Genomic DNA, 26297 nt, shown 5'->3' on the forward strand with positions numbered 1-26297 from the left:
CCTTAGCTCTTTTATATAGTATTTCGCCATTTTCTGTAATGTATATGTTTTTTTGTTTAATAGATCTATGTTTTTAAACTCAACAACAGATATAAATGTTTTTAATTCTTCAATAAAAATATCTTCCTCCTATATAAATAATAAGTTATTATAATAAGTATAACTTTAATTTATATATTTTAACCATTAATATTACTTACTATTATCATAATAAAAATGGATGAAAAACTAATGTGACAAAAATGTAACCTAAAATGCCCTTATATTACGTAACCTTACGAAAATGTAAAGGCAGTAGGAAAATAATTATTGTATACTTAAAATTAGTTAATAGATTGTGAGGTAATTAATATGAAAGCATTAATATTTACAGGCGCATTTGGAATGGGCCATTACTCAGCGGCAGAAGCTGTGAAAGAAGAAATATTAAGAGAAGAACCAGAGGCAACAGTTATTATAATAGATATGATAGAGTATATATTTCCAAAGTTTAGTGAATTAATATATTTAATTTTTAATTTTATGGTTAATAAGTTCTCTTTAATTTATAATTTTTTTAATAAAATTGTAGCAAAAAGAACTAGTGTACCACTAAAAAAATCAGTTATAAAAAAAATAGATTTATTATTAAAAAATAATGATGTTGATCTGGTAATTTCAACTTTTCCAGCTTGCTCTCAATATTTTTCAGCATATAAAAAAATGAGAAATTGTAATATTCCTCTTTATACTTATGTTACGGATATATCTGTAAATGAGGAATGGATTAGTGAACAAACAGACTTATATTTTGTGGGCAGTGATATAACAAAAAACTCACTTTTATGTAAAAATGTAGATAGTGATAAAATAGTAATTAGTGGTATCCCTGTGAAACAAAATTTTAAGGAAGAAAAGATAATAGAAAAATCAAAGGATAAAAAAGAAGTGTTAATAATGGGTGGTGGACTAGGTCTTATACCTTGTGCAATAGACTCTTTAGAAAAACTTTCAAAAGATGATAATATAAAAATAACATTTATCGCAGGGAAAAATAAAAAACTGTTAGAACATGTAAAAGAAAAGTATCCGAATGTAGAATCAATTGGATATACAGATAAAGTTGATCAATATATGAAAAAGGCAGACTTAATAATTTCAAAATCTGGTGGAATAACATTATTTGAAGCTATTTTTAGTGGAACGCCATTATATGTTATTAGACCATTTTTATATCAGGAAATAGGAAATGCACTATATATACAAGACAGTTGTATTGGTAAGGTAATATGGACAAATGGAACAGATATTTATGAAGATGTAACATCTTTATTAAATAATGAATTACTTTTAAAAAATATGGAAGAAAATATTTTAATTGAAAAAGAAAAATTACAAAGTACATCACCACTTGATTACTACTATGGAGGGATAACAGCTTGCTATTAAAAATTATAGTGATTTTGGTTATAATATTGTTGTGTTATAGTATTGTGCCAACTTATTTATATAAACTTCAATATAAACTAACAAAGAAAAACAACTCAAAGGATAAAGTACTATACTTAACTTTTGATGATGGACCGGATGAAAAGTATACGCCTTGTCTTTTAGATTTGTTAAAAAAACATAATATAAGGGCAACTTTCTTTATGGTTGCAACTTTCGCTAAGGAAAATACTATAATAGTAAATAGAATGAAAGAAGAAGGGCACTGTATAGGACTTCATTCTTATGAACATAAAAATGCCTTATATCAAAGTAAATCATACACTTCATATGATTTTGAACAAAGTGTAAAAACAATGGAAAAACTAGGTGTTGATGTGAAGTTTTATAGACCACCTTGGGGACATTGTAATATATTTACAAACCATGAAGTGAAGAAACACAACTTAATTAAAGTACTATGGGATGTAATGGCACAAGATTGGGAAAAAAACACAACATCTCATGTTATATGTGATAAATTATTAAGAAGAAGTAAAGATGGTAGCATAATATGTTTGCATGATGGACGTGGCAAAGATGAAGCACCATCTAGGACAATAAAAGCCTTAGAAAAAGCAATTCCAATTTGGGAGAAAGAAGGCTATAAATTTTTGACTATGGAGGATTATTATGAGTAAAAAAGTTTCTCCAAAGAATATATTAAAAAACGGTGGCTTGTTCATTGGGTTAATTTTATTAACTTTTTATATGATTTTTAAAAATAATAATATAGAAGAGATTATAAAGGCCATATCTACTTTAAATATAAATTATATAATAATAGGCATAATTTGTAGTTTTACTTTTGTTGTTTGCGAAGGTATTAATATAGGTAGAAGTCTAAAGCTTATGGAGTATGAAATTAATTTTCTAACTTCCATAAAATATGCAATTGTAGGCCTATTTTTTAGTTCTGTAACACCTTCTGCAACAGGAGGTCAACCAATGCAAGCTTATTATATGCATAAAGATGGAATTCAAGTATCACACTCATCTTTAGCGCTTCTTATGGATCTTGCTAGCTTTCAGTTTGTAACAGTTACTATGGCCATAATAGGATATATAGCTCAACATGAATTATTAGTTAATACTTTAGGGAATATTAAATATTTTGTTGCACTAGGAATTTTTTTAAATACATTAGTAATGATATTTATATTAACAGCAATTTTTTCAAGAAGATTTATAGGAAAGTTTATTGATTTTATTTGTTTTATTTTAGTGAAAATCAAATATAAAAAAGTAGATAAATTTAGGGAAATGGCATTATGCCAAGTGAGAGAATACAAAGACAGCGCTAAATATTTTAAAGAAAATAAACTAACAGTTTTAAAAATTGTATTAACTACAACGATACAAATAATAGCCCTTCATAGTATTTCATTTTGGATATACAAGGCATCTGGGTTGAGTGGATATTCTTTTGTGACAGTAGTTATGTTACAATCAGTCTTATACATTAGTGTATCTGCATTGCCATTGCCTGGAGCTGTAGGAGCTAGTGAAAGTGGATTTATGCTTATTTATAAAACTTTATTCCCAGCTCAACTTTTAAGTTCAGCTATGCTTGTAAGTAGAGGAATAAGTTTTTATTTATTAGTGCTATTAAGTGGGATTGTTCTTGCTGCCACTTATCTTTTAAACATTAGAGGAAATCATTATATTAAAGTTACGAGAAAAAGAAGAGGTGAAAATTTTGACATATAATATACTTGTTGTAGAAGATGATATAGACATAATAAAACTACTAAAGATTTATCTTGAAAATGATGGACATAGAGTGATTTCTGCTCAGAACGGGTTGGATGCATTACAGATAATAGAAAATATAAAAGTTGATTTAGTAGTAATGGATATTATGATGCCAAAAATGGATGGTTATGAATTAACTATGAGAATAAGATCAAAATATACTATTCCAATAATAATTTTATCTGCTAAAAACGAAGATAATGATAAGATAATGGGATTGAATTTAGGTGCAGATGATTATATAACGAAACCTTTTAATCCACTGGAAATAGTCGCAAGAATTAATTCTAATTTAAGAAGATTTTATGATTTTAATAAAATAGTAGTGCCAAAAGATGAAGAAAGACAATTAATAGTAGGTGACTTAACTTTAGATACCCAAAAGTTAGCTCTTTATAAAAAATGTGAAGAAGTTGTAGTAACTCCTACAGAATATAAAATTTTGGCTCTTCTTATGAAAACACCAGGAAAAGTATATACAAAGTTGCAGATATGTGAAGCGATTAATGGAGACTATATTGAAAGTGATAATAATACTATGATGGTTCATATTTCTCGACTGCGTGAAAAAGTAGAAGATGATTCAAAAAACCCAAAGTATATAAAAACTGTAAGAGGAATCGGATATAAAATTGCGAAAAAATAAAAGTAAATTTTACAAAATTTTAGTTAGAAATTATATTGCTTTCACAGGTGTTATCATAATTTCTATTGTGTGTATATTGCATGGTATAAATCATAAAATAAAAGATATTATTAGTGAACCTAAAATAAAAGAATTAGTGGATTATGCAAGTTTAATTTCTGATAATGATAATAATGAAATTAATAAATCACGTATAAAAAAATTAGCTGGGAAAGATACTTTCATTCAATTATTAGATGAAAATAATAAGGTTATATATGAAAGTGAACCTGGAAAATTCAATAAAAAATATACAAAGGAAGAGCTAAATTGTATACATGATTATTATGATGATCCTTATATTGATATCCAAAAATATAAAAATGATAAAAATAAAGAAAATGTATCAGTATCAATAACCTATTATGATAAAGATGATAACATTCATAATAAAATATACGTTGTAGATGATAAATTTAATTTAATATATACAAATACAGGAGATACTAGAAAATCTTTTACTGAAAATGAGTTCAAATATTTAAAAGGAACTTATCTAAAAGGATATGATATTAGAAAATACTCCTTTAAAGACAAAGATAATGAGAAGTTAACACTTTTAATAAATACTCCTTCTCTTACTAATGAAATATACGGCAAGATTTTGACTACTTCTATATGTGCATTTGCATTATTTATATTGATATATATTATTCTAATTATAATATTTATTATCTGGATAAATCGCAAAGTAAAAAGACCAATTAATATTTTAAATGAAGCCATTGTTAAGTTTAAAAACGGTGAGCGTGAAAATTATTTAGATTATGATGGACCACAGGAATTTTGTGATATTTGTAGTAGTTTCAATGATATGTCAAGAAAGTTGTACAATAGTGAGAAAAAGCGTGAAAGCTTGGAAGAAGAAAAGCAAAAAATACTCGCTGATATATCCCATGATTTAAAGACCCCAATAACAGTTATAAAGGGATATTCAAAGGCTGTTTGTGATAATCTAGTTTCAGAAGAAGAAAAAGACCAATATCTTATGACTATTTATAAAAAAGCAGATCACTTAGATGAATTGATTAATACTTTTTATGAATACAGCAAATTGGAACATCCAGATTATAAGTATGTATTTGAAAAAGTAGATTTATGTGAATATGGTAGAGTTTATCTTGCAGGAAAATATGAAGAACTAGATATAAATGGAGTAGAAATAGAGGCTGATATTCCAGATGAGCCTATTTATTGTAAGTTAGATAGAATTCAATTAAAACGTGTTTTTGAAAATATTATTTCAAATTCACTAAAGCATAATAAAAAAGATTTATCCATATTATTTGAAATAGAAGAATATTTCGATAAAGTGAAAATTAATATTGCAGATAATGGACAGGGAATTTCCAAGGAAATACGAAAAAATATTTTCAAGCCTTTTGTAGTAGGTGAAAAGTCCCGTACAAAAAAAGGTTCAGGACTAGGACTTGCCATAAGTAAAAAAATAGTTGAGGCTCATGGTGGAAGCATAAAAATTGTTTATGCAAGAAAAAACTATAAAACAGAATTTGAAATTATACTTCCAAGAGATTTGGAAATTTAAATTAAAAAAGATTTATTGATGCTAGGTATGAGTTTTGATACCTAGCATTTTTTAATTAGATAAAAATAGAATCACTCTATTTTTGAAGTATGCAGAAAGTAGTACTATCATAGTACTCTTTAGTTAGAAAAAATACTATACTTAAGTTTCAGTAAATATATTGTATAATAAATATAAGGTAATAATTTGTAAACTCATTCAATATTATAGATAATAAAAAATAATAATGTAAATATATAAATACTTAATATATGTAGAAAAATAAAAAATATTTTTTATTTTGGAAGTGCGGTGAGATTCCGCCACAGATTATCCCTGCTGTAATAAGTTACGAAATTTGCTATTACCACTGGAAGCATCTCTGGGAAGGAGCAAAGAGTAGGTTTGAGCTTTAGTCAGAATACAGGCATATTGTAAGCTTATGGTGAAAGTTTCCGAAGGCATAATCGGAGATTTATTTTTCATGTGATTTTTGATAATTATATGTAAATTAATCTTCATTATAAAAAATATTATTTTTAATAAAGAAGGGGATGTTTTTTATGAACAAAAGATTTAGAAAATTTGCAACAACAGGAATGGCGGCAGCTATAATGTTATCTATGGGGGCAACATCATTTGCAACTGATTTTTTCACAGAGTATCCTAATTTGACTAATTATAATACTGATTATAATTATACTATTCAAAAAGGAAGTGGAACAAAGAATCAACTTTTAATGGTTCAAGGTGCAACAAGTAATTGGTATGGCACAAGTCTTTTTAATAATTTAGCAGATGCAAATTCTATTAATTGGAATATTGTACAAGGAAGTACAGATGCCGTAAGTGTTAGCAAACAAGCTCCAGAAGCAATAGGAAATCAATTTGCAGGTAAGGGAAATGCTACGATTGATAAGTCAAAGAATGCAGGAGTGGCAGTTGTAGAAGCAACAAATACAAAAGCAGGATATATGGACTTTACTGTAGTATTAAATCCAACTAGTGCACAACAAGATGTTTCTGGTGTAAATGTAAGAGCATATGATGCATCAAGTGGTAGCTTTAAATTTTTAAAGACTAATACAGGTAATGTATCAACAAGTGCTGTATCATCTAATATAAATTATCCAACTGCAATGGATGCAATATCTGTTGTAGCTGATAGTTTTACTGATGATGTACAATGGGGAAGTAAATTCTTAAAAAATGTGACTATAAATAATAAAAATTATCCATATATGGAAAATGAACTTGGTTGGATGTATAGAGTATATGATTCTACTGGAACTGCAACATCTGAACAAAAAATGGTAGATGTTTCTGAAAAAGTTGGTGGGGAAACATTTGATGTGGAATCAGGACAAACTGTTATTTGGGCATATGGAAACTATAGCGTACAATTCCCAGAAAATTTGTCAGAACTACCTACTAAATAGTTATACAATTAAATCATTTTTGCTAATAAATATATAAAATATTATTACAATAAGAAAAAGAAGAGATTTATTGCATAAATGAAAACTTGTTATAAAAAGGGTGTTCTTATAGCACCCTTTTATAGATTTATAATATTTTAATTTGGGGGAGTAATATGAGGAATAAAAACACTAAGAAATTAATTAAAAAATTTGTTAGTTCTTTTCTTGCATTTATTATGGTATTTACCCTATCTACAGTATCATCAATAAAATCTTTTGCAGAAGAAGTATTAACAGAAAAAGTACATGTAATAGTAGAAAATACTACGTACTCTAAAAAAGATGGAGCAGCATGGGATGGCACTTTAGTAGATGATTGGGTAAAAATTGAAGACAATATGACTATGATGGATGCAATAGTTGAGGCATTAGATAGTGTGGGGGCTACACAAACAGGTGCAGAAAATAATTACATAAGTGAAATCAATGGACTTAAAGCATTTGACGGTGGATCTAGTTCAGGATGGATGGGAACAAAAAATGATTGGTTTGTCAATCAAGGATTTGGGGCATTTAAGGTAAAAGCTAATGATGAAATTAGGGTAATGTATACTACTAACTTTGGAGCGGATATAGGTGGAGATTATAGTAAAAATGATACATCATTAAAAGCTATCGATTTTAGTAAAGGAAGTTTATCACCTAAATTTAGCAGTGAAACTAAGGAATATACACTAGCGCTTGGAGATACTAATAAAATAACTGTAAAACCTACAGCTACTAATAAAAACTATCAAGTAAGAGTATATAAAGGCGAAGATGTAGATACATCAAAAGAAGGATATAAAAGAAGTGAAGAAATTAAAGTATCAGATGGAGAGACTATAACAGTTATATGTGGCGATAAGTCTTGGACTGGTTCAAATGCAAGTATCAAATCTAGTACATATACATTTAAAATAAAATCAAATATCAAACCAAACACAGCTCCAGTACCTAACAAAGAAAGTGATAGTGCAAGCATTAATTTAGGAGAAACTTACTCGTTAGATTTGTCTAAAATATTTAGGGATGAGGAAAATGACAAATTAACATATACAGTATCAGTTAATAATAAGGAAGAAGTAGATGCAGATTCAAATTATTCATTTAAACCAGAAAAAGCAGGAAGTTATAAACTAGAATTTAAAGCAAATGATGGAAGAGAAGCGTCAAAACCTTATATATTAAATCTTTCAGTAGATGATGGAAAAGCATATGAAATAAAGACTTTAGATACAGAAAATGGACAAATATCAGTAGATGTAAAAGAAGGTAAATTAAATACAAAAGTTACTCTAACTGTAAAACCAAATGAAAATTTTGCAATGGATACATTGGAAATAAAAGATAAAGACGGAAATGATATAAAAAGAGAAATAAATCAAGATAAATCTGATGGTATTAATTATATATATACATTTAAAATGCCTGCTTCAGGTGTGAAGGTAAAGGCCACTTTTGATAAAGCATATACATATAGAATTGAAGGTTATGATTGGTATAATATGTTTGCTTTAGAGGTATACAATAGGTATGGTGAAATAGTAAAACCAAAAGAACTTGTAGAAACATATTGGGGAGAAAAATACGGTAATGGATTTAAGAAAGGATATTACCATCTGACAGCAGGTGAATATAAATATATTTTCTATGGATACGAAAAAAACATAGGAAGAAAAGGAACATTCGAAGTAGAAAAAACTAACGAAGAACAATCAAAAACTTTTTTCCCATTTGAAATATATATAGACGAAAATAAATTAAATAAAAAAGATAGTAATGAAGTAAATATAGAAATAACAGATCCAGATGGAAAAGCACTTGATATAAAGCCAGGATATAAAGAGGAAACATATCAGGATTATTATTATGTGTTAGAAGCTAAAGGAGAAGATAAGAAATATAAAATAAAAGTTACTCCAGTAGATGAAAATGTAAATTACAGATTTACTACTCAAAATTGTGACTCAAACGATCAAATATATACATATGTAAGTGCTAGACTTAATGGATCAAATTGTACATCTACTAGAACAATCAATGTTTATTTACAATCTAAAGCTGAAGATCCTGTTGAATATAGAGTAAATAAGGGAGCAGGTCTTCATCTATACAATACATATGGAGAAGCATATAGAGAACTTTTCGAAGTTAAGCCACTATCTGTAGATACATCAAACAAAGAGTATGATAGTTATAAATTCCAAGTACCTTCAGATGACTATATGTTAGTAGCTGGTGGAGGAGATACGGAATATGTTAAGACAACTAAACCATATTTTCATTTGGATACAGACAAAGTAAAAGAAGCTATTACCATAGATTTAGTAAAAAAAGAAGACTATGAAGAAAATCCATATTCTCGATATAAGGTGGATGATATCTATACAAATATAGTTGACGAAGGTAGCTATGTAAATATGAATGTGGGGGATACCCAAAGACTAGAGACATTTCGTGTATGGCAGGGCATGACAAGTCCCGTTTCAAATAAATTCTTTGAACCAGATAAACATTATGAAGTTATCTATGGAAAAGAATGCTTATCTATAGAAGAAAAGGGTGGAGAAGGCAGAAAATATGTAAATATGACTGGTAAAAAAGATGGGATAGCAGTAATTAAATTTACATACGATTCTTTAATTGAAGGTCAAGAAGCAACTAATAACCCTGGATTTGATAAGTCAAATATATATGGATTTAACGCAATAGATAAGGAGCAAACAGGAATAGTTATAGTAAATGTAGGCGGTAGTAGAGGAGATATAGATCCTAATTTCAAAGTAAGAAATAGAGACTGGACAAAATACGATACAGTATATTTTACTGGAGATACAACATATCCAGATGGAACAGTAGTAAAAGGTAAGGGATATGGAGAATATACTTTTACACCATCTAAGGGTGTTACAGTAGAAACACATGACCCAATACATATGGATAGTGATTTTGCAAATAATTGGACAAAATACGAAGCAGATAAAAATGGTTCATATACTATTAAAGTTAAGACTGGCAGAAATATAGTAAGAATGAAATCTGGTGATAATGTAATATATTATGTATTAGATGCTATGGAAAGTAATATAAGCATATCTAATGATAGTAATAAAGGTAAGGAGCTTAAAGTAGAAGATAAAGCAAGTGTAAGCTTTACAAATTTAGAAGTTCCAATTTATAAAATGGCTGCTATATATAACCCAGGTTTTCCTGATAGAACATACTTAGTATATGACTTAAATGGAGAAACTATAGAAGGTCCTCATAAGCAATATTCTGTAAATAGCCCTTTAACATTTACAATAGATAAAAAGGGTACTTATAAATTATCTAAAGGAAAAGTACATGCAGAGCATATGGGAAGTCCTCTAAATACTCATTGTAGTATACCAGAAGAAGGTCTACCACCAAACTTTAATGCAGGATATGGAGATAATGATATTTATTTTAATATTATGCCGGATATAGAAATAAGTGTAGATGATGAAGATACATCAACACCAAGAGCTAAAGTATCAGTTAATGATGAAGAAGGCGGAAAGGCGACAGTAGAAAAAGTAAGTGAAGATACAGAAAAGAAAACATCAAAATATAAATTAACAGCAATAGCAAATGAAAACTATAAATTTGAAGGATGGAGTGTAAAAGGATTAGATAAAATAATATCAACAGATGCAAAATACGAAGTAGAGATAGACAAAAATACAGAGTATGTGGCAAACTTTAAGGTAGCATATATAGAATATAAAACATTAAGATACACAGTATTAGAAGATGGAACATTATCAGTAAAAGAGCCGTTGGATGAAAATGTTACAGAAGTTATAATTCTATCAGAAGTAAAAGGAAGAAAAGTTGTAGAAATAGAAGATAGAGCATTTTATTCTTGCCAAAAACTAACTAAAGTAGAATTATCAGAAGGGTTAAAAAAGATAAAAGCAAGAGCATTTATGACTTGCATGTTATTAGACAGTATAGAAATACCAGAAACAGTAGAAGTAATAGGTCAATCAGCATTTGCCGGCTGTGAAAACATGAAGTCAGCAAAATTACCAAGTAAATCATTAAAAACAATACCAAAATCATTGTTTAATGGTTGTAAGTCATTAGAGAGTATAGAAATACCAGAAGGAATAACAGTACTAAAAGATTCAGTGTTTACAAATTGTGTAAGCTTGAGAGAAATAACATTACCAAAGAGTTTGACAAATATAGAATATCCTGAAATGGTATTTAGATATTGCGAAGCATTAAAAACGGTAAAAGGATACAAAGGAACATATGCAGAAGAATTTGCAAAAAAATATAAATATACATTTGTAGACTTAGATGTAAAAATGCCAGTAGCAACAGTATCAGTTAATGATGAAGAAGGTGGAAAGGCGACAGTAGAAAAAGTAAGTGAAGATATAGAAAAAGGAACAGTAAAATATAAATTAACAGCAACAGCAAACAAAGGATATATATTTATGGGATGGACATCTAAGGAAGATGAAAGTAAGATATTATCAGAAGATGAAACATATTCAGTAACTATATCAAAAGATAGTGAATATTTAGCAATTTTCAAAAAAGAAGGTAAAGACCCACAAGCTACAATTACTGTAACTCCGGCAAAAGGTGGAAGTGCAGAAGCTAAAATGAAATCAAGTAATAAAAAGGAAGAAACAACAACATGGATTTTAACAGCAAAAGCTAATACACATTATGAATTTGTAGGATGGATATTAAAAGGATCAGATGAGGTAGTGTCAACAAATGCAACATATGAGGTGACGATAGACCAAGATACACAATATGTAGCAAAATTCAAATATGTAGTAGAATACCCAATAGCAAAAGTTGAAGCAAATAAAGGAGGCAAAGCAGATACTAAGCTAGTAAGTAAAGATGAAGACGAATTAACAGCTAAATGGATATTAACAGCAAAAGCAAATAAAAAGTATGAATTTATAGGATGGACATTAAAAGGCTCAGATAAAATATTATCAAATGAAAAAACATATGAGGTAACCATAGACAAAGATACGGAATATATAGCAAATTTCAAATATGTAGGTGAATATCCACAAGCAAGTTTAGATACAAATGAAGAAAAATTCGGAGATGTAAGTTTTGAACTAGTAAATCAAAACGAAGATGACTTAACATCTCAGTGGAAACTAACAGCAACACCAAATAAAGGATATAAGTTTGTAAAATGGGTAAAATCAGGAGATGAAGACACTATTTTAAGTGAAGATGCAGAATATATTGTAACTATAAGTGAGGACACAACATTTATAGCAGTCTTTGAAAAAGAACAATCAGACAATACTGATGATAATGATCCATCAGGTAACAATGATAAGGATGACAACAATAATAATCAATCAAGTGATAATGATAAGGATAATAATAACAACCAATCAGACAATCAAGATAATGACAAATCAAATAACAATACTAATCAAAACACTAACAATGACAATAATTCAAATTCTACAGTCAAAACAGGAGATCAATCATCAATATGGCTTTACAGCGGAATTTTTACTATAGCAGTTTGTATATTAGGATTTGTTATATTTAGCAGAAGAAAGAAAAGTTAAGAATAGAAAAATATTAGGAGATTAATTTAAGTATAGTTATTGAATTAAAAATAAGAACGATAGATAAATTTGTATAAGATCAAATTTATCTATCGTTTTTTTAAACAATAATATTATAAATAGTTGTAGTAATAAAACATACAATAAAAGCTATGGCTGTAGGAATTAAAAATCCTAAAACAGTCCACTTGACACTATTTGTTTCCTTTTTTATAGTCAGTAGTGTGGTAGCACATGGCCAGTGAAGCAAACTAAATAGCATCATATTTAATGCTGTTAAATAAGTCCAACCATTATTTCGCAGTAACTCACCTAATGCTGATAGTTGATCAAACTCGATCATTTTACCTGTGGCCATATAACTCATAATTAAAATAGGTACAACTATTTCGTTGGCAGGAAAACCTAAGATAAATGCCAATAAAATAAAGCCATCAAGCCCTATTAGTTTTCCTAAAGGATCTAAAATATTAGCAGCGTGAGATAATATACTCATATCTCCAATGTAAATATTGGCGAAAATCCATGTAATAATTCCTGCTGGAATTGCTACTGCTATAGCTCTTCTTAGAACGAATAATGTTCTATCTATAATAGATGTGTAAATTACTCTTCCAATTTGAGGTGGTCTGTAAGGTGGTAGTTCAAGTGTGAAAGTTGATGGAACTCCTTTCAACAAAGTTTTAGACAGTATAAAAGAAACCAGCAAAGTAGTAAGAACACCTACGATTATCAGCAAAGTAATAGATATAGCAGTAATGCTACTAGATATAAAATTACTACTAATAACTGAGCTAAAGAAAATGGTTGATATAGCTATTAAAGTAGGAAATCGTCCATTACAAGGAACAAAGTTGTTAGTAATTATGGCAATTAGTCTCTCTCTTGGAGAGTCAATTATTCTACAGCCAATAACTCCAGCAGCATTACAACCAAATCCCATACACATAGTTAAACATTGCTTTCCATGACAACAAGCTTTTTTGAATAAATGATCAAGATTAAAAGCTACTCTAGGAAGATATCCCAAATCCTCTAGCAACGTAAAGAGTGGAAAGAAAATAGCCATAGGAGGAAGCATTACTGATACAACCCAGGCTAGAGTTCTATACATTCCATAAGTTAACATTTCATTTAACCATATAGGAAATCCAATACTATTTAAGACGTCATAAACTTTTGGTTCTATGGAAAATAAGACATCAGAAATAACACTAGAAGGAGCATTGGCACCTTCAATGGTAATCCATAGTATGCCACATAGTAGGAGTAGCATAAGAGGAATACCAAAGACTTTAGAGGAGACAACTTTATCAATTTTTTCATCTCTATCCATGGAGTTTTTATCTGTAATTGTTACAACGTCATCGCTTATAACTTTTGCATAGTCATAGGTAGTTTTTGTAAAGTGGCTTCTTATTTTACTTTTATCAAATATATCTGGAATTTTACTTTTAATATTATTCAACTCATCTAAAATATCATTTTCTGTGTAATTATTTAAAGAAGTTAAAAGACTTTCATCTCCATCGATTAATCTAAGGCCCAACCATCTAGGATTAATCGATGGAACTATACTATATAAATCTTCCTTAATGGAGTTAATTATACTTTCAATTTCTTCATCATAATATACTGGCTTATTTTCAAATTTATATTGCCCTTTTACAACTGTGTTTAAAGTTTCTTTAAGTTCATCCATACCTAGACCACTTCTTGCAGCAGTTAAAACTACAGGAATACCAAGCTTATCCTCTAATTTATCTTTGTCAATTTTAATACCTTTTTTATTTGCTTCATCTAATAAATTCAAGCATAAAATCACATTGTCTGTAAGTTCCATTACTTGAAAAACAAGATTTAGATTTCTTTCTATACAAGTACTATCACAAACAACAATAACAGCATCAGGATTTCCAAAACAAATAAAATCGCGGGCAACTATTTCTTCTTGTGACAGAGGAAACAAAGAATAAGTACCAGGTAAATCTATAAGACTGTAATTTACTTCTTTATAAGAAAAATCTCCCCTAGCAGTACAAACAGTTTTACCAGGCCAGTTACCTGTATGTTGTTTTAAACCAGTTAAATAATTAAAAACTGTACTTTTGCCTGTATTTGGATTACCAGCCAAAGCAATCATAATTTCATTTTCTTTTTTTTCTATATGAAAAATATCTTCTAATGATTTTATTTTAGTAGACTGTTGCGTCAAACCCATAATGTTATCCCCCTAAAATAATTAATGGTTAAATATAAGATACTAGAATCAAATTACTTTCTTCTTCACGTAAAGCAATCTTACTACCACGGATGTTATAAACTGTTAAATTATTTTTTGGACCCTTTCTAAGGACGTCTATTTCAGCTCCTTCAGTTAGACCTAAAGCTAGCATTCTTTCTTTTAAATTTCCTGTAGAAAGTAACCCCTCCACTTTAACAGTGTTTTTAATTTGAATGTCTGTAAGTTTTTTCATATTGCACCCCCAATTATTTATATCTTAAATTTAGAAAAGTCATTACCTAAGATGATTCTAAAACATAATATTTAACGCTACAAAAGTAGCGAATTTTTAAGCAAGATCGTTGCCTGAAGCGAAGTAAAGACAACTCGTTGCGTTGAGTTTTAGCTTAAGCTAACATTCTTAATTTAAACTATGCACATTGTAATAAAAGTGTTCGAAAAATATAGTAATATTTAAAACTTATTAGAAATATACAATTATAGGAGGGGTTTTTGTGAGTAGAAGAGAGGATTATTATACGTTTAATGAATATATGAAAAATAATAAATTGACACCTAGTGAAGAGGATTATATTGAGATGATTTATAGATTGAATCTTGAAAATGATAAGGTACAAGTTAAAGATATCTCTAATAAACTCAATATTAAACCACCCTCAGTTACAAAAATGATAAAAAAACTAAATGATAAGAACATGTTGATTTATAAAAAATACGATAGTATTGAACTAACTTCTTTGGGAGAAAGCGTAGGGGAAAAACTATTAAACAGGCATAATACCATAAAAGAATTTTTAACTATTCTTGGTATAAAAGAATCTATTCATGAGGAAACAGAAACTATAGAACATACAATAAATGTTGAAACATTGATGAAAATTGAGGAACTAATAAACTTTTTTAGAAATAATGAAGATGTTTTAAGAAGGCTTAAATCATATCAAGAAGAAAATAAAAATTGAAGGGTGATATCATGAAATTAGAGTATATTTTAAAGGATATAGAAATAATTTTGTTATCAGGCCCCGAGGATGTGGAAATAAAAGGACTAGAATATGATTCAAGAAATGTAAAAGAAGGGGATTTATTAGTTTGTATTAATGGAGCTAATGTTAATGGTCATAAATTCATTGAAAGTGCCAAGGCTAAGGGAGCAGTAGCCTTTGTAATTGAAGAAGATGTGCAAAAAGATGATAAATTAACTTATATAAAGGTAAAAAATACGAATGAAGTTATATCTACTCTAGGAAGAAATTTTTATGAAAACCCAAGTGAAAAAATTGAATTAATAGGTGTGACAGGTACTAATGGGAAGACAAGTGTGGCATCCTTTTTAAAAGATATACTTAGCCAAGATGAAAAATGTGGTTTTATTGGAACTATAGGTATATTTGATGGAAAAAATGATTATTTAAATAAAAATACAACACCAAATAATATTGAAATACAGAAAAGCATAGATAAAATGATAAAAAATAACTGTAGATACTGTACAATGGAAGTTTCTTCTCATGCTCTTGCTTTGAAAAGAGTGGAAAATTTAAAATATAAAATAGGTATATTTACAAACTTAACAGAAGATCATCTAGACTTTCATAAAACCTTTGAAAATTACAGGAAGGCGAAGGAATCTTTATTTTACATGACTACAAGTGCAAATATTATTAATATAGATGATGTGAATGGAAGAATAATATTGGATAATATTAAGACTTTAAAAGTACCTTATTACACTTATGGCATAAATTATGATGCTACTTTTAGAGCTAAGGATGTAGAACTTTATGAAGATAAGACGGTATTTAGCTTACTTGGTCCTAATGATTTTGAAAGAAAAGTAACTTTAGATATGGTAGGTCAATTTACAGTTTACAACTGTTTAGCTGTTATTTGTGCTTGCTATGTATTAAACATGGATGTAAATGAAATAGTTAATAGAATAAGTAAATTAAAAGGCGTAAATGGTAGATTTGAAAAAGTGGAAAATGATAAAAGTATTCACGTATTTGTGGACTATGCTCATACGCCTGATGCTTTAGATAATGTACTAAAAAGTATAAAGACCTTTGCAAGAAGAAGAATAATAACAGTTTTTGGATGTGGAGGAAATAGAGAAAAAGAGAAAAGACATCTGATGGGAAAAATTGCACAAGAATATTCAGATCTGGCTATAATAACTTCAGATAATCCAAGATATGAGGAGCCAAATGAAATAATAAAAGATATATTAGTAGGCATAAATAAAGAAAAAGAAAATTATATTGTTATAGTAGATAGAAAAGATGCTATTAAAGAGGCAATTTACACAGCAAAAGAAGGAGATATAATACTTATTGCTGGAAAAGGTCATGAGAACTATCAAATAATTAAAGGTGAAATAGTAGAATTTGATGATAAACTAGTGGCGAAAGAGATTTTAGATAGTTTGAATGAATAGTACAAATATGTGAGCTTTTGGCCTTATCACAAGACATACAAGTATTTTGTATAGTATCCTTGCTGTTATGTTTATGAAAAATAAAAACTTAATGTAAATACAGGAATTTAAAGTTTTTAGATTATTAAAAATTAAATTTCAATATAAAAAACAAGAAGAACAATAAGTTCTTCTTGTTTTTTATGAAAGTTATTTATTCTCTAATAATTTATATGATGTTTTATTTTTTTCAAACCATTTAATAGCAAAGTCTTTGAAAAGACTTTCGTTTTTACTAAGTCGTCTGTTTTTTAATTGTGCTAAGAAAATGTTTGCTGAGAAAGAGTTTTGTAAACGGCAGATATGTATGCTATTATCAATATTTTTTTTGTAAGATAAAGCAACACTATAAGGCAACAAAGTAATACCGATATTTTCACAAACTAAAGCTAAAAGTGTCTTTGTTTGAGAGTCTATATATAAAGTGTTTGGAAAATAATTAAGATTACCCCAAGTATTTAAAAATACATTGTGTAAATAATAATCACCATTAACGCAAACATATTTTTCCTTAGCAGTATCAAAAATATCTACAGATGCTCTTATTGATAAAGGATGCTTCTTTGATGTTACAAGAACCAGTTCATCATCAACTATTTTATGAAGGTTTAAAATATTTTTATGTTCATAATGGGAATTAATAAACCCTAAATTTACCATAGAGTCACTAATGTATTCTATTATTTTACTGTTGGATCTTTCAATTAAATCTACTTGAATATTAGGATATTCCATTTGAAAGTCTCCAATAAGAGATGCCACGCCATATTCAACCATTGTGTCTATAACACCAATGGAGATAGAACTACTTTCTTCACAAGAATATTTTTTCATATCTAACAAAATATTTTTGTAATCTGCCATAGATTTGTGTGCAAACTTGTAGAACTCTTCTCCTGCATCAGTGAGTTTTATACTTCTATGCTGTCTATTAAATAACTCAACTCCAAGTTCTTTTTCCAAAGATTTTATATGTTTTGAAATGGAAGATTGAGAAATATATAATTCTTGTGATGCTAGGGTAAAATGATTATACTTTACTATGGCTAAAAAAGACTTTATTTGTTCAAAAGTCATAAAAAATCCCCCTAACCTTAACCTATATCATATATTATAACAGATAAATTTCTTAAAAAGTGGTATACTAGATTTAATTTAGAAGTTTTTGGAGGCGTAAAAATTGAATAGTTCAGTAAAAAAATTAACGGAGGCAGCTGTATTATCATCAACTTTCATCGTAATTACAATGATTGCTCTTTCAACGGGTTTGGGATATGGATTATATTTAGATTTTGGAGTGCCAATTATATTTGCACTAATATACTTCAGATGTGAATTCAAATACACATTAATGTGTGGTATTAGTAGTGTAACTTTGATATTACTTGTTCTAGGAAATTTTGCGGCTGCAATATTAGTAAGCCAAAGTTTCCTTTTAGGTATTTTATGTGGTTATTTAATTACAAAAGCATCAGATATTTTCGATGATTTATTTTTAGGCTCCATAGTTGGAGTTATTTTTATGATATTAATAGATATTTATGCTAGAAATATTATAGGGTACAGCTTTATGGAAGAGTTCCAAGGATACATAGATTACTTTAACAGCAATCCAACTATATTGGAAAATATGTCAAAGTTACTACCATTTGTTAAGATTAATTTACAAGTTATTTACTATTTATTTATAGCAGTATTTCCTTTTGGTATGGTATTTTCTATATATTTCATTTCAATCATGTTTGGGAAGAAGCTTAGAATATTAAATGAAAATGGAAAAAGAAAATATTTTATGATGAGATCCATAAGAAATTATAGTAACTTTATGTGTATGAAAAAAGAATATTTTTATTATGCTTTAGGATATGTTGCATTAGTAAGCTTGTTAAGACTATGTAATATAGAAATCAACAATGTTTATTTAAAAACAATAATAACTTGTGTAGAATATTTATCCTTATATTTTATTTTTAGAGACGGGAATATATTAATAGGAAATTATATAAACATTAAATATAAAAAGAAAAGTTTAAGTTTATTATATTTTGCTATTACAATAGTTTCGTTTTTTAGTATGTTCAAAATTGCATTTTTAGTTTATGTAATTGTTGCAATATTTATGGATAAAAAATTCAATTTAAGAGAAAAGCAGAAATATATTGTCGATACTCATACAGAAAAATTAATGATTAAGTATAAGATATAAACTTTACTTTCCTTAAAAAATAAAAAATATTTAATATATGTTTAATATATGTTGAAAATTAGGAAAAGTAGTGTTATAATTTTATCATAATTTGAACATGAAATAGATCTATGAAGATCAAAAAAAGCCATGAAGGTTAATAAACTTTCGTGGCTTTTTTTGTCAAAAAGTGCGAATTATAGGGAAAAATGAAAAACTATAGGGAAAATAAATACTGGGGGGCTAAATAAAAATGAAATTAAAGAAAAATATTGCTAAGCTATTATCAATGGTATTATTAGTAGGTACCTTAGCCGGATGTTCTAATTCATCTAATTCAGGATCAGGCTCAAGTTCTAAATCTGGCATTGAACAAAGAAAAGAAAATAATGAGTTAGTAGTTGCTGTTGGGGCAGAACCCGAAGCTGGATTTGATGCTATAACAGGTGGACATGGATCTATGACTAAGGTGTTTTTCTCAACATTAATGAAAAGAGACAAAGAACTTGGATGGGAAAACGATTTAGCAACTGATTATAAAATATCAAAAGATAAATTAACTTGGACAGTTAAAATAAGAGACGATGCTAAATTTACTGATGGAAAGCCTGTAACAGCAGAAGATGTTGCATTTACATATGAAACAACTAAGAAAAGTTCTACAGAAATAGATTTAACAATGATAAAAGAAGTAAAAGCAAAGGATGATACAACAGTTGAATTTAAATTAGAAAGACCAATGTCTACATTTGTAGAGAAATTAGGTGCTTGTGGTATAGTTCCTAAACATGCTTATAATGACTCATTTAAAGATAAGCCAATAGGATCTGGACCATACAAATTTGTAGACTGGGCAAAAGGACAACAAGTTATAGCAGAAGCTAATGAAGATTATTACGGAGACAAACCAAGTATAAAAAAATTAACTATGGTATTTTTAGATACTGATGCTGCTTATGCTGCTGTAAAATCAGGTGATGTTGATATGGCAACTATAAATGGAGATCTTGCTAAAGAAAAAGTTGAAGGTACTAAAATTTTAGATATACCAAGTATAGAAACTTATGGTGTTGAATTCCCAATAGTTGCAAATACTGGTAAGAAAACTAAAACTGGTTACGAAATAGGAAATAATGTTACAAGTGATGAAGCAATAAGAAAATCGTTAAATACTGCTGTTGATAGACAAGGAATGGTTGATGGAGTTTTAAATGGATATGGCTCAGTATCTACAACTGGTCTTGAAAAAATGCCTTGGTTAAATAAAGAAACAGTTCTTAAAGAATCTGACTATAACAATGTGGAAGAAGCTAAAAAAATATTAAAAGATGGCGGATGGAAAGATAGTGACAATGATGGAATACTAGAAAAAGATGGAACTAAAGCATCTTTCAAAGTATTATATACTACAGGAAACTATAGACAGGCATTAGGATTAGAATTCCAAAAGATTGCTAAAGAATTAGGTATAGAAATAACATTAGAAGAAAGAACTTGGGACACTATAATAAAAGACATACATAAAGAAGCTGTATTATTTGGATGGGGTTCAGGAGATCCATCAGAACTTTACAACTTATATTATGGTGGAGCTGCAAATACACCAGTTGAATGGGATAATGCAGGATTCTATAATAATAAAACTGTAAATAAATATATAGATAAAGCTTTAAATAGTGAAGATGAAAAAGAAGCTCTACCTTACTGGCAAAAAGCTCAATTTGATGGAAAAACTGGTGCTTCAGCAAAAGGTGATGCTCCATACTGCTGGTTAGTTAATGCAAATCACGTTTATATAGTAAGTGAAGGATTTGATATAGGAAATCCAGTTGTTCAACCTCATGGTGGAAGAATTTTTGACAATGTTACAGAATGGGCATGGAAATAAGACAAAATAAGCTATAATATATTATGAGGACATTCTTTCTTAGGATGTCCTCACATTTGAATTATAAGAGATGTTAAAAAAGGGGAGTTTATTGGATGAAAAATAGCAAAAGTATAGGAGTTTTCCTATCTAAAAAAATAATAAGACTAATTACCTTATTAGTTGCCCTTTGTATAATAACTTTTGTATTAATGGAGCTATCTCCAATAGACCCAGTTACAGCTTATGTGGGAGCTAGTACAAAGGTAAGTGCAGCGCAAAGAGAATTAATTGCAGAACATTGGGGACTGAATCAGCCACCAGTTGAAAGGTTTATGTGTTGGTTTAAGTCTATAATTCAAGGAGACTGGGGAACTTCATTAATATACAGAAGACCAGTTCTGGAGGTTATAGGACAAAAATTTAAGGCATCCCTATACTTAATGATTATAGCCTGGGCTATTTCCGGTATTTTAGGTTTTGTAATGGGAATAATCAGTGGAAGCAATGAAAATAAAGTAATAGATAAAATAATACGTGGGTATTGTTATATTGTTATATCAACACCAACATTTTGGCTAGGTATTTTATTTATTATGGTATTTTCTGTTTCTCTTGGGTGGTTTCCAGTAGCCCTGGGAGTCCCGATAGGTGTAAGCACAGCAGATGTAACCTTTATGGATTTACTCAGCCATATTATATTACCTGCATTTACTTTAAGTCTTATAGGTGTTTCTAATATTTGTTTACACACAAGGGAAAAAGTAATAGAAGTTATGAATAGTGATTATGTTTTATTTGCAAAAGCTCGTGGAGAAAGCAAAAAAAGTATAATTTTTAATCACGTAATAAAAAATGTTTCACTTCCTGCCATAACATTACAATTTTTATCATTTAGTGAGTTGTTTGCAGGAACCATATTTGCTGAGCAAGTATTTTCATATCCAGGACTTGGTCAAGCAACAGTATCAGCTGGACTTAAGGGAGATTTACCTCTTTTAATGGGAATAGTAATAATAAGTTGTATTTTTGTTTATAGTGGAAATGTAATAGCAGATTTACTATACAGAGTAATAGACCCAAGAATTAAAGGAGGGGAAGTGGCATAATGAGCGAGCTAAATAGTAGCATAAAAAGAAAATCTTCATCCTTTGAATTTGGAATTAGGGAAAAAACCATACTTTCTCTAGGAATATTTATATTATTTTTTATAGCCATACTAATTGTAGGAAGTGTTATTGATCCTGAAAAGTTTAGTATAGATTTAATTAATAAAAATCAAGCACCATCCTTAACTCATATATTTGGTACAGACTGGATAGGGCGTGATATGTTCTTTAGAACATTAAAAGGTCTTAGTATAAGTATGAAAATAGGAGTTTTATCTTCTATTATAAGTGGAATAATTGCTGTAATACTGGGAATAATCGGTCCTACCTGTGGTAAAAAAGTAGACTCTGTTATAACTTGGTTTATAGATTTAGTTTTATCAGTACCTCATACCTTAATAATAATCTTAATCTCTATGGCAGCAGGTGGAGGACTAAAGGGAATTGTTCTTGGAGTATCCCTAACTCACTGGACTTCACTTACTAGAATAATAAGAGCAGAAGTTATGCAAGTAAAAGAATCTGACTATACAAAGATTGCAAAGAATTTTGGAAAATCAAATTTATATATAGCTAAAAATCATATTTTACCTCATGTAATACCTCAGCTTTTAGTTGGAATTGTATTAATTTTCCCTCATGCTATTTTACACGAAGCTTCAGTTACTTTCTTAGGGTTTGGTTTACAATCTCATGAACCAGCCATAGGAATAATTTTATCAGAATCCATGAAATACCTAACAAGTGGAAAATGGTGGTTAGCATTTTTCCCAGGGTTATCTTTAGTTTTAGTTTCTATGATGGTGGATAATATGGGTAAAAAAATAGGAAAATTAATTGATCCTAAAACAGCTTATAATTAGGAGGTAGCTATGAAGAAGGAGCCAATTTTAAGTGTTAGAAATTTGGAGATATGTTTTAGTCAGTATACAAAGGGACTAAATAGAATAGATTCAAAGGCTATAAATAATTTAGATATAGATTTATACAAAGGCGAAATATTAGCAGTTGTTGGATCTAGTGGTTCAGGTAAAAGTTTACTTGCTCACTCCATACTGGGAATACTACCTAGTAATGCTGTGACAAAGGGAGATATAATTTATAAAAATGAACCGTTGGACGAAAAAAGAAAAGAAAAACTTAGAGGAAAAGAAATTGTATTTATTCCTCAGTCAGTAAATTATTTAGATCCCCTAATGGAAGTGGGAAAACAAGTTAAGATTTCCATAAAAGATAAAAAAAATAGTAATAACATACTTAGAAATGTATTAAAAAAATATAATTTAGAAGAAAAAGTAGAAAAATATTATCCTTTCCAACTATCAGGTGGAATGGCAAGAAAGGTTCTTTTATCAAGTGCTTTAGTTAGTGACTGTGAAGTAATAATAGCAGACGAACCAACGCCAGGATTAGATGAAAAATCTTTAAATGAAGCTTTAAAAGATTTTAGAGATTTGGCTGACAGTGGCTGTGCATTACTTATAATTACCCATGATATATCTGCTGCTTTAAAAATTGCAGATAGAGTGGCAATTTTCTATGGAGGAACTACTTTGGAAATTGCAACAGCAAAAGATTTCAAAAACGGCGGTGAAAACTTAAGACATCCATATACAAAGGCACTGTTTAATGCACTGCCTAACAACAGTTTTACACCAATAAAAGGTAGCCAACCACTAGCCAGTGAACTACCTGTAGGATGTTTATTTTATGATAGATGTGAAAAAAGAACACCTGATTGTGAAAACATAAAACCTGAAATGAAAGAAATAAGAGATGGAAAGGTGAGATGTTTATATGCTACTTAAAGCTGAAAATATTAACTTTAAATATAGAGGAGATAAATATATATTAAAAGATATAAATTTATCTGTGAATACTAATGAAGTGGTTGGAATAGTAGCTCCTAGTGGGTTTGGAAAAACTACTTTTGCCAAAATCTTAGCTGGATATATTAAACCAGACAAAGGAAATGTAATACTAGAAGGTTGTGAGAAAAAGAAAAATGCTTTCAACCCTATACAATTAATTTTCCAACATCCAGAAAAATCAGTAAATCCTAAGTGGAAAATGAAAAAAATTCTAAATGAAGCTTATGAACCAAGTGATGAAATGATAGAATCTATGGGAATTAAGAAAGAATGGTTAAATAGATGGCCTAGCGAACTTTCTGGTGGAGAGCTGCAAAGATTTTGTGTTCTTAGAGCTCTTAGCCCTGAAACTAAGTTTCTTATAGCGGATGAGATGACTACAATGCTAGATGCTATAACACAGGCTCAGATTTGGAATGTGGTTATTGATTATTGTAAGAAAAATAGTATTGGGCTTATTGTTATTAGTCACGATAAGGACCTAGTAAATATTGTTTGTGATAGAGTTATTAACTTGGAAGATAATAAAGAAGTAGATTCAGTTATTGAAGTTAAGGAGAATATAATTTAGATTTCGAAGAGTAGAGAAGAAGTTTTCTACTCTTTTTTGTTATAGATTAAGACACTTTATAATGATGTATATAAGAATTATGCAATAGTAAGAACTTGACAAATACTGTTAAGTTTTTACTATTATAAATATAATCTAAAAACTTAAGGAGATGCCATGAATATTATAATGTTGAAGGAATATAAAAAACTAAAAGAGACTCAAGAAGAGCTATCCCTAAAATATATTGAATTAGTAGAAAAGCAAGAAGACATATTATATAAAAAGAAAAATTATCTAGAAGCAAAATACTTGGGACACTTTGGATATTTATATAAATTAAAATTAAAGTTGGAGATAGAAATAAGAAGAAATAAGAGGAAAATATCGCTTATACAAGCCTTAATAAATCGCAATGAAAAAGTTGAGATAAACAAAATAGAAATAATTTTACAAGAAGAAATGAAAGAATTTGAAGAAGAACTTAGACAATATCAGTTTAAAGTAGACTTTAGTAGAGAATTATTAAAAAGCCCCATAATAACAGATGAAGAACTTAAAGAGGTAAAAAGTATTTTTCGTAAGTTAGCGAAAAAATTACATCCTGATATAAATAAAAATCAAAATGAACGAAGTAAAAATCTATGGGAACAACTACAAAAGGCATATAAAAATAATGATTTAGCCACATTAAGACTTCTAGCAAATATAATAGATGATGAAAATTATAATGTGGATAATGCAAACTCCTTAGAAAAATTAAAAAAAGACATTCAGATGTTAAAAGAAAAAATAGATGAAATAATTTTAAATTTGAAAAACTTTGAAACGAGATTTCCTTTTAATATAGAAGAAAAATTAGAAGATGTAAATTGGTTAGATGAAGAGAAAACTATTATAACTAAGGAAATTAATAATTTAAAAGAAAGAAGTAAGGTATATAAAGAAAAACTAAAAGAAATGGAGAGATATTATGAGTAATGATATACAAATCTCTAGTTTGGGTGGAGGTCTTATATCAAATATGAAAAATGGTCAGTTAGATCTACCATTTGCAAATGACATATATTTATATACATTGTCTGTAGCAGGTATCTTTTACTATATAGATGAAGACTTACAAATTTTAGAGGGAGATTATTTAACTTTAAAAAGAGAGCCAGATAATGAATATGATAAATATGCAATAGAGGTATACACAAAAGATGGAAAGAAACTGGGCTATATTCCTAGGAAAAATAATAAAATATTTGCAAGGTTAATGGATGGAGGTAAGTATTTATATGGAAGAATAAAATGTTTTGAAACAGATTTTGATGAAATAAGAAATATTGTAATTAGGATTTATCTTAAAGATATTTAAATTTATTAAGAAAAAATTCAAAAAAAGTAATTGACTTAAGAGTAACTATGAAAAATTCTGATTGTTTGAAATTTTAATGTATAACATACCTTACGATTTACACTCAATGATGGACATAGTAGGCAAAGATGGTTTTTTAGAAATT

20 protein-coding genes and 1 riboswitch are annotated in these 26297 nt (G+C 28.7%); of the genes, 17 read left to right on the plus strand and 3 right to left on the minus strand.

What is annotated here, in order from left to right; translation table 11 throughout:
* Positions 1–351 precede the first annotated feature (351 nt).
* The 7 genes from K0039_RS06560 (at position 352) to K0039_RS06590 (ending at position 12486) form a co-directional block, all read left to right on the plus strand.
* Positions 352–1428: an MGDG synthase family glycosyltransferase gene (locus tag K0039_RS06560; RefSeq protein ID WP_228104258.1), complete on the plus strand. Its 1077-nt coding sequence runs from the start codon at positions 352–354 to the stop codon at positions 1426–1428.
* Positions 1419–2108: a polysaccharide deacetylase family protein gene (locus K0039_RS06565; RefSeq protein ID WP_228104259.1), complete on the plus strand. Its 690-nt coding sequence runs from the start codon at positions 1419–1421 to the stop codon at positions 2106–2108. Before K0039_RS06560 ends, K0039_RS06565 begins: the two co-directional genes overlap by 10 nt.
* Positions 2101–3177 (plus strand): lysylphosphatidylglycerol synthase transmembrane domain-containing protein, encoded by a 1077-nt coding sequence (locus tag K0039_RS06570; protein ID WP_228104260.1) that lies wholly within the window; start codon positions 2101–2103, stop codon positions 3175–3177. Before K0039_RS06565 ends, K0039_RS06570 begins: the two co-directional genes overlap by 8 nt.
* Positions 3167–3868 carry a response regulator transcription factor gene (locus K0039_RS06575; RefSeq protein WP_228104261.1) on the plus strand — a complete coding sequence of 234 codons (702 nt, stop codon included), beginning with the start codon at positions 3167–3169 and terminating at the stop codon, positions 3866–3868. Before K0039_RS06570 ends, K0039_RS06575 begins: the two co-directional genes overlap by 11 nt.
* A complete protein-coding gene (locus tag K0039_RS06580; protein ID WP_228104262.1) occupies positions 3855–5453 on the plus strand; it encodes a HAMP domain-containing sensor histidine kinase in 1599 nt (532 codons plus the stop codon). The genes K0039_RS06575 and K0039_RS06580 overlap by 14 nt, the downstream gene beginning before the upstream one ends.
* A gap of 234 nt (positions 5454–5687) precedes the next feature.
* Positions 5688–5879, plus strand: a riboswitch (cobalamin riboswitch).
* A gap of 116 nt (positions 5880–5995) precedes the next feature.
* Positions 5996–6871, plus strand: a complete 876-nt coding sequence (locus K0039_RS06585; RefSeq protein WP_228104263.1) for a hypothetical protein — start codon at positions 5996–5998, stop codon at positions 6869–6871.
* A 155-nt stretch (positions 6872–7026) separates the two neighbouring features.
* Entirely contained in the window at positions 7027–12486 is a 5460-nt protein-coding gene (locus K0039_RS06590) for an InlB B-repeat-containing protein (protein ID WP_228104264.1), read from the plus strand.
* 100 nt (positions 12487–12586) lie between these two features.
* On the opposite strand, the gene feoB is transcribed toward K0039_RS06590, so the two are convergent.
* Positions 12587–14707 carry a ferrous iron transport protein B gene (feoB, locus tag K0039_RS06595; RefSeq protein WP_228104265.1) on the minus strand — a complete coding sequence of 707 codons (2121 nt, stop codon included), beginning with the start codon at positions 14705–14707 and terminating at the stop codon, positions 12587–12589.
* Between the two features lie 28 nt (positions 14708–14735).
* The gene (locus tag K0039_RS06600; protein WP_018589485.1) at positions 14736–14963 is read right to left on the minus strand and encodes a FeoA family protein; all 228 of its coding nucleotides are present in this window, start codon (positions 14961–14963) and stop codon (positions 14736–14738) included.
* A gap of 262 nt (positions 14964–15225) precedes the next feature.
* On the opposite strand from K0039_RS06600, the gene K0039_RS06605 reads away from it, so the two are divergent.
* Positions 15226–15693 carry a metal-dependent transcriptional regulator gene (locus tag K0039_RS06605; protein ID WP_228104266.1) on the plus strand — a complete coding sequence of 156 codons (468 nt, stop codon included), beginning with the start codon at positions 15226–15228 and terminating at the stop codon, positions 15691–15693.
* Between the two features lie 11 nt (positions 15694–15704).
* Positions 15705–17168 (plus strand): UDP-N-acetylmuramoyl-L-alanyl-D-glutamate--2,6-diaminopimelate ligase, encoded by a 1464-nt coding sequence (locus tag K0039_RS06610; RefSeq protein WP_228104267.1) that lies wholly within the window; start codon positions 15705–15707, stop codon positions 17166–17168.
* 189 nt (positions 17169–17357) lie between these two features.
* On the opposite strand, the gene K0039_RS06615 is transcribed toward K0039_RS06610, so the two are convergent.
* The gene (locus tag K0039_RS06615; RefSeq protein ID WP_228104268.1) at positions 17358–18284 is read right to left on the minus strand and encodes a LysR family transcriptional regulator; all 927 of its coding nucleotides are present in this window, start codon (positions 18282–18284) and stop codon (positions 17358–17360) included.
* 103 nt (positions 18285–18387) lie between these two features.
* Here K0039_RS06615 and K0039_RS06620 point away from each other — a divergent pair, with 103 nt between their 5' ends.
* From K0039_RS06620 to K0039_RS06655, 8 genes are all read left to right on the plus strand, one after another.
* Positions 18388–19413: a YybS family protein gene (locus K0039_RS06620; RefSeq protein WP_228104269.1), complete on the plus strand. Its 1026-nt coding sequence runs from the start codon at positions 18388–18390 to the stop codon at positions 19411–19413.
* A gap of 232 nt (positions 19414–19645) precedes the next feature.
* Positions 19646–21280 (plus strand): ABC transporter substrate-binding protein, encoded by a 1635-nt coding sequence (locus K0039_RS06625; RefSeq protein WP_228104270.1) that lies wholly within the window; start codon positions 19646–19648, stop codon positions 21278–21280.
* Between the two features lie 95 nt (positions 21281–21375).
* Positions 21376–22368 (plus strand): ABC transporter permease, encoded by a 993-nt coding sequence (locus tag K0039_RS06630; RefSeq protein ID WP_228104271.1) that lies wholly within the window; start codon positions 21376–21378, stop codon positions 22366–22368.
* Positions 22368–23231: an ABC transporter permease gene (locus K0039_RS06635; RefSeq protein WP_228104272.1), complete on the plus strand. Its 864-nt coding sequence runs from the start codon at positions 22368–22370 to the stop codon at positions 23229–23231. Before K0039_RS06630 ends, K0039_RS06635 begins: the two co-directional genes overlap by 1 nt.
* A gap of 9 nt (positions 23232–23240) precedes the next feature.
* Positions 23241–24176, plus strand: a complete 936-nt coding sequence (locus tag K0039_RS06640) for an ABC transporter ATP-binding protein (protein WP_228104273.1) — start codon at positions 23241–23243, stop codon at positions 24174–24176.
* The gene (locus K0039_RS06645; protein ID WP_228104274.1) at positions 24166–24810 is read left to right on the plus strand and encodes an ABC transporter ATP-binding protein; all 645 of its coding nucleotides are present in this window, start codon (positions 24166–24168) and stop codon (positions 24808–24810) included. The genes K0039_RS06640 and K0039_RS06645 overlap by 11 nt, the downstream gene beginning before the upstream one ends.
* A 156-nt stretch (positions 24811–24966) precedes the next feature.
* Positions 24967–25770: a J domain-containing protein gene (locus tag K0039_RS06650; RefSeq protein ID WP_228104275.1), complete on the plus strand. Its 804-nt coding sequence runs from the start codon at positions 24967–24969 to the stop codon at positions 25768–25770.
* Positions 25763–26152, plus strand: coding sequence for an HIRAN domain-containing protein (locus K0039_RS06655; protein ID WP_228104276.1), 390 nt, complete (start codon positions 25763–25765; stop codon positions 26150–26152). The genes K0039_RS06650 and K0039_RS06655 overlap by 8 nt, the downstream gene beginning before the upstream one ends.
* The last annotated feature ends 145 nt before the right edge of the window (positions 26153–26297 follow it).

The organism is Terrisporobacter mayombei (assembly GCF_020748465.1).
GTDB classification, from domain to species: Bacteria; Bacillota; Clostridia; order Peptostreptococcales; family Peptostreptococcaceae; genus Terrisporobacter; species Terrisporobacter mayombei.

What these genes read in the sequence shown, in the direction of transcription:
- K0039_RS06560 (WP_228104258.1), top strand. Translation starts at nt 352, where the DNA reads ATGAAAGCATTAATATTTACAGGCGCATTTGGAATGGGCCATTACTCA.
- K0039_RS06570 (WP_228104260.1), top strand. Translation starts at nt 2,101, where the DNA reads ATGAGTAAAAAAGTTTCTCCAAAGAATATATTAAAAAACGGTGGCTTG.
- K0039_RS06585 (WP_228104263.1), top strand. Translation starts at nt 5,996, where the DNA reads ATGAACAAAAGATTTAGAAAATTTGCAACAACAGGAATGGCGGCAGCT.
- K0039_RS06590 (WP_228104264.1), top strand. Translation starts at nt 7,027, where the DNA reads ATGAGGAATAAAAACACTAAGAAATTAATTAAAAAATTTGTTAGTTCT.
- feoB (WP_228104265.1), bottom strand. Translation starts at nt 14,707, where the DNA reads ATGGGTTTGACGCAACAGTCTACTAAAATAAAATCATTAGAAGATATT.
- K0039_RS06600 (WP_018589485.1), bottom strand. Translation starts at nt 14,963, where the DNA reads ATGAAAAAACTTACAGACATTCAAATTAAAAACACTGTTAAAGTGGAG.
- K0039_RS06610 (WP_228104267.1), top strand. Translation starts at nt 15,705, where the DNA reads ATGAAATTAGAGTATATTTTAAAGGATATAGAAATAATTTTGTTATCA.
- K0039_RS06615 (WP_228104268.1), bottom strand. Translation starts at nt 18,284, where the DNA reads ATGACTTTTGAACAAATAAAGTCTTTTTTAGCCATAGTAAAGTATAAT.
- K0039_RS06625 (WP_228104270.1), top strand. Translation starts at nt 19,646, where the DNA reads ATGAAATTAAAGAAAAATATTGCTAAGCTATTATCAATGGTATTATTA.
- K0039_RS06630 (WP_228104271.1), top strand. Translation starts at nt 21,376, where the DNA reads ATGAAAAATAGCAAAAGTATAGGAGTTTTCCTATCTAAAAAAATAATA.
- K0039_RS06635 (WP_228104272.1), top strand. Translation starts at nt 22,368, where the DNA reads ATGAGCGAGCTAAATAGTAGCATAAAAAGAAAATCTTCATCCTTTGAA.
- K0039_RS06640 (WP_228104273.1), top strand. Translation starts at nt 23,241, where the DNA reads ATGAAGAAGGAGCCAATTTTAAGTGTTAGAAATTTGGAGATATGTTTT.
- K0039_RS06645 (WP_228104274.1), top strand. Translation starts at nt 24,166, where the DNA reads ATGCTACTTAAAGCTGAAAATATTAACTTTAAATATAGAGGAGATAAA.
- K0039_RS06650 (WP_228104275.1), top strand. Translation starts at nt 24,967, where the DNA reads ATGAATATTATAATGTTGAAGGAATATAAAAAACTAAAAGAGACTCAA.
- K0039_RS06655 (WP_228104276.1), top strand. Translation starts at nt 25,763, where the DNA reads ATGAGTAATGATATACAAATCTCTAGTTTGGGTGGAGGTCTTATATCA.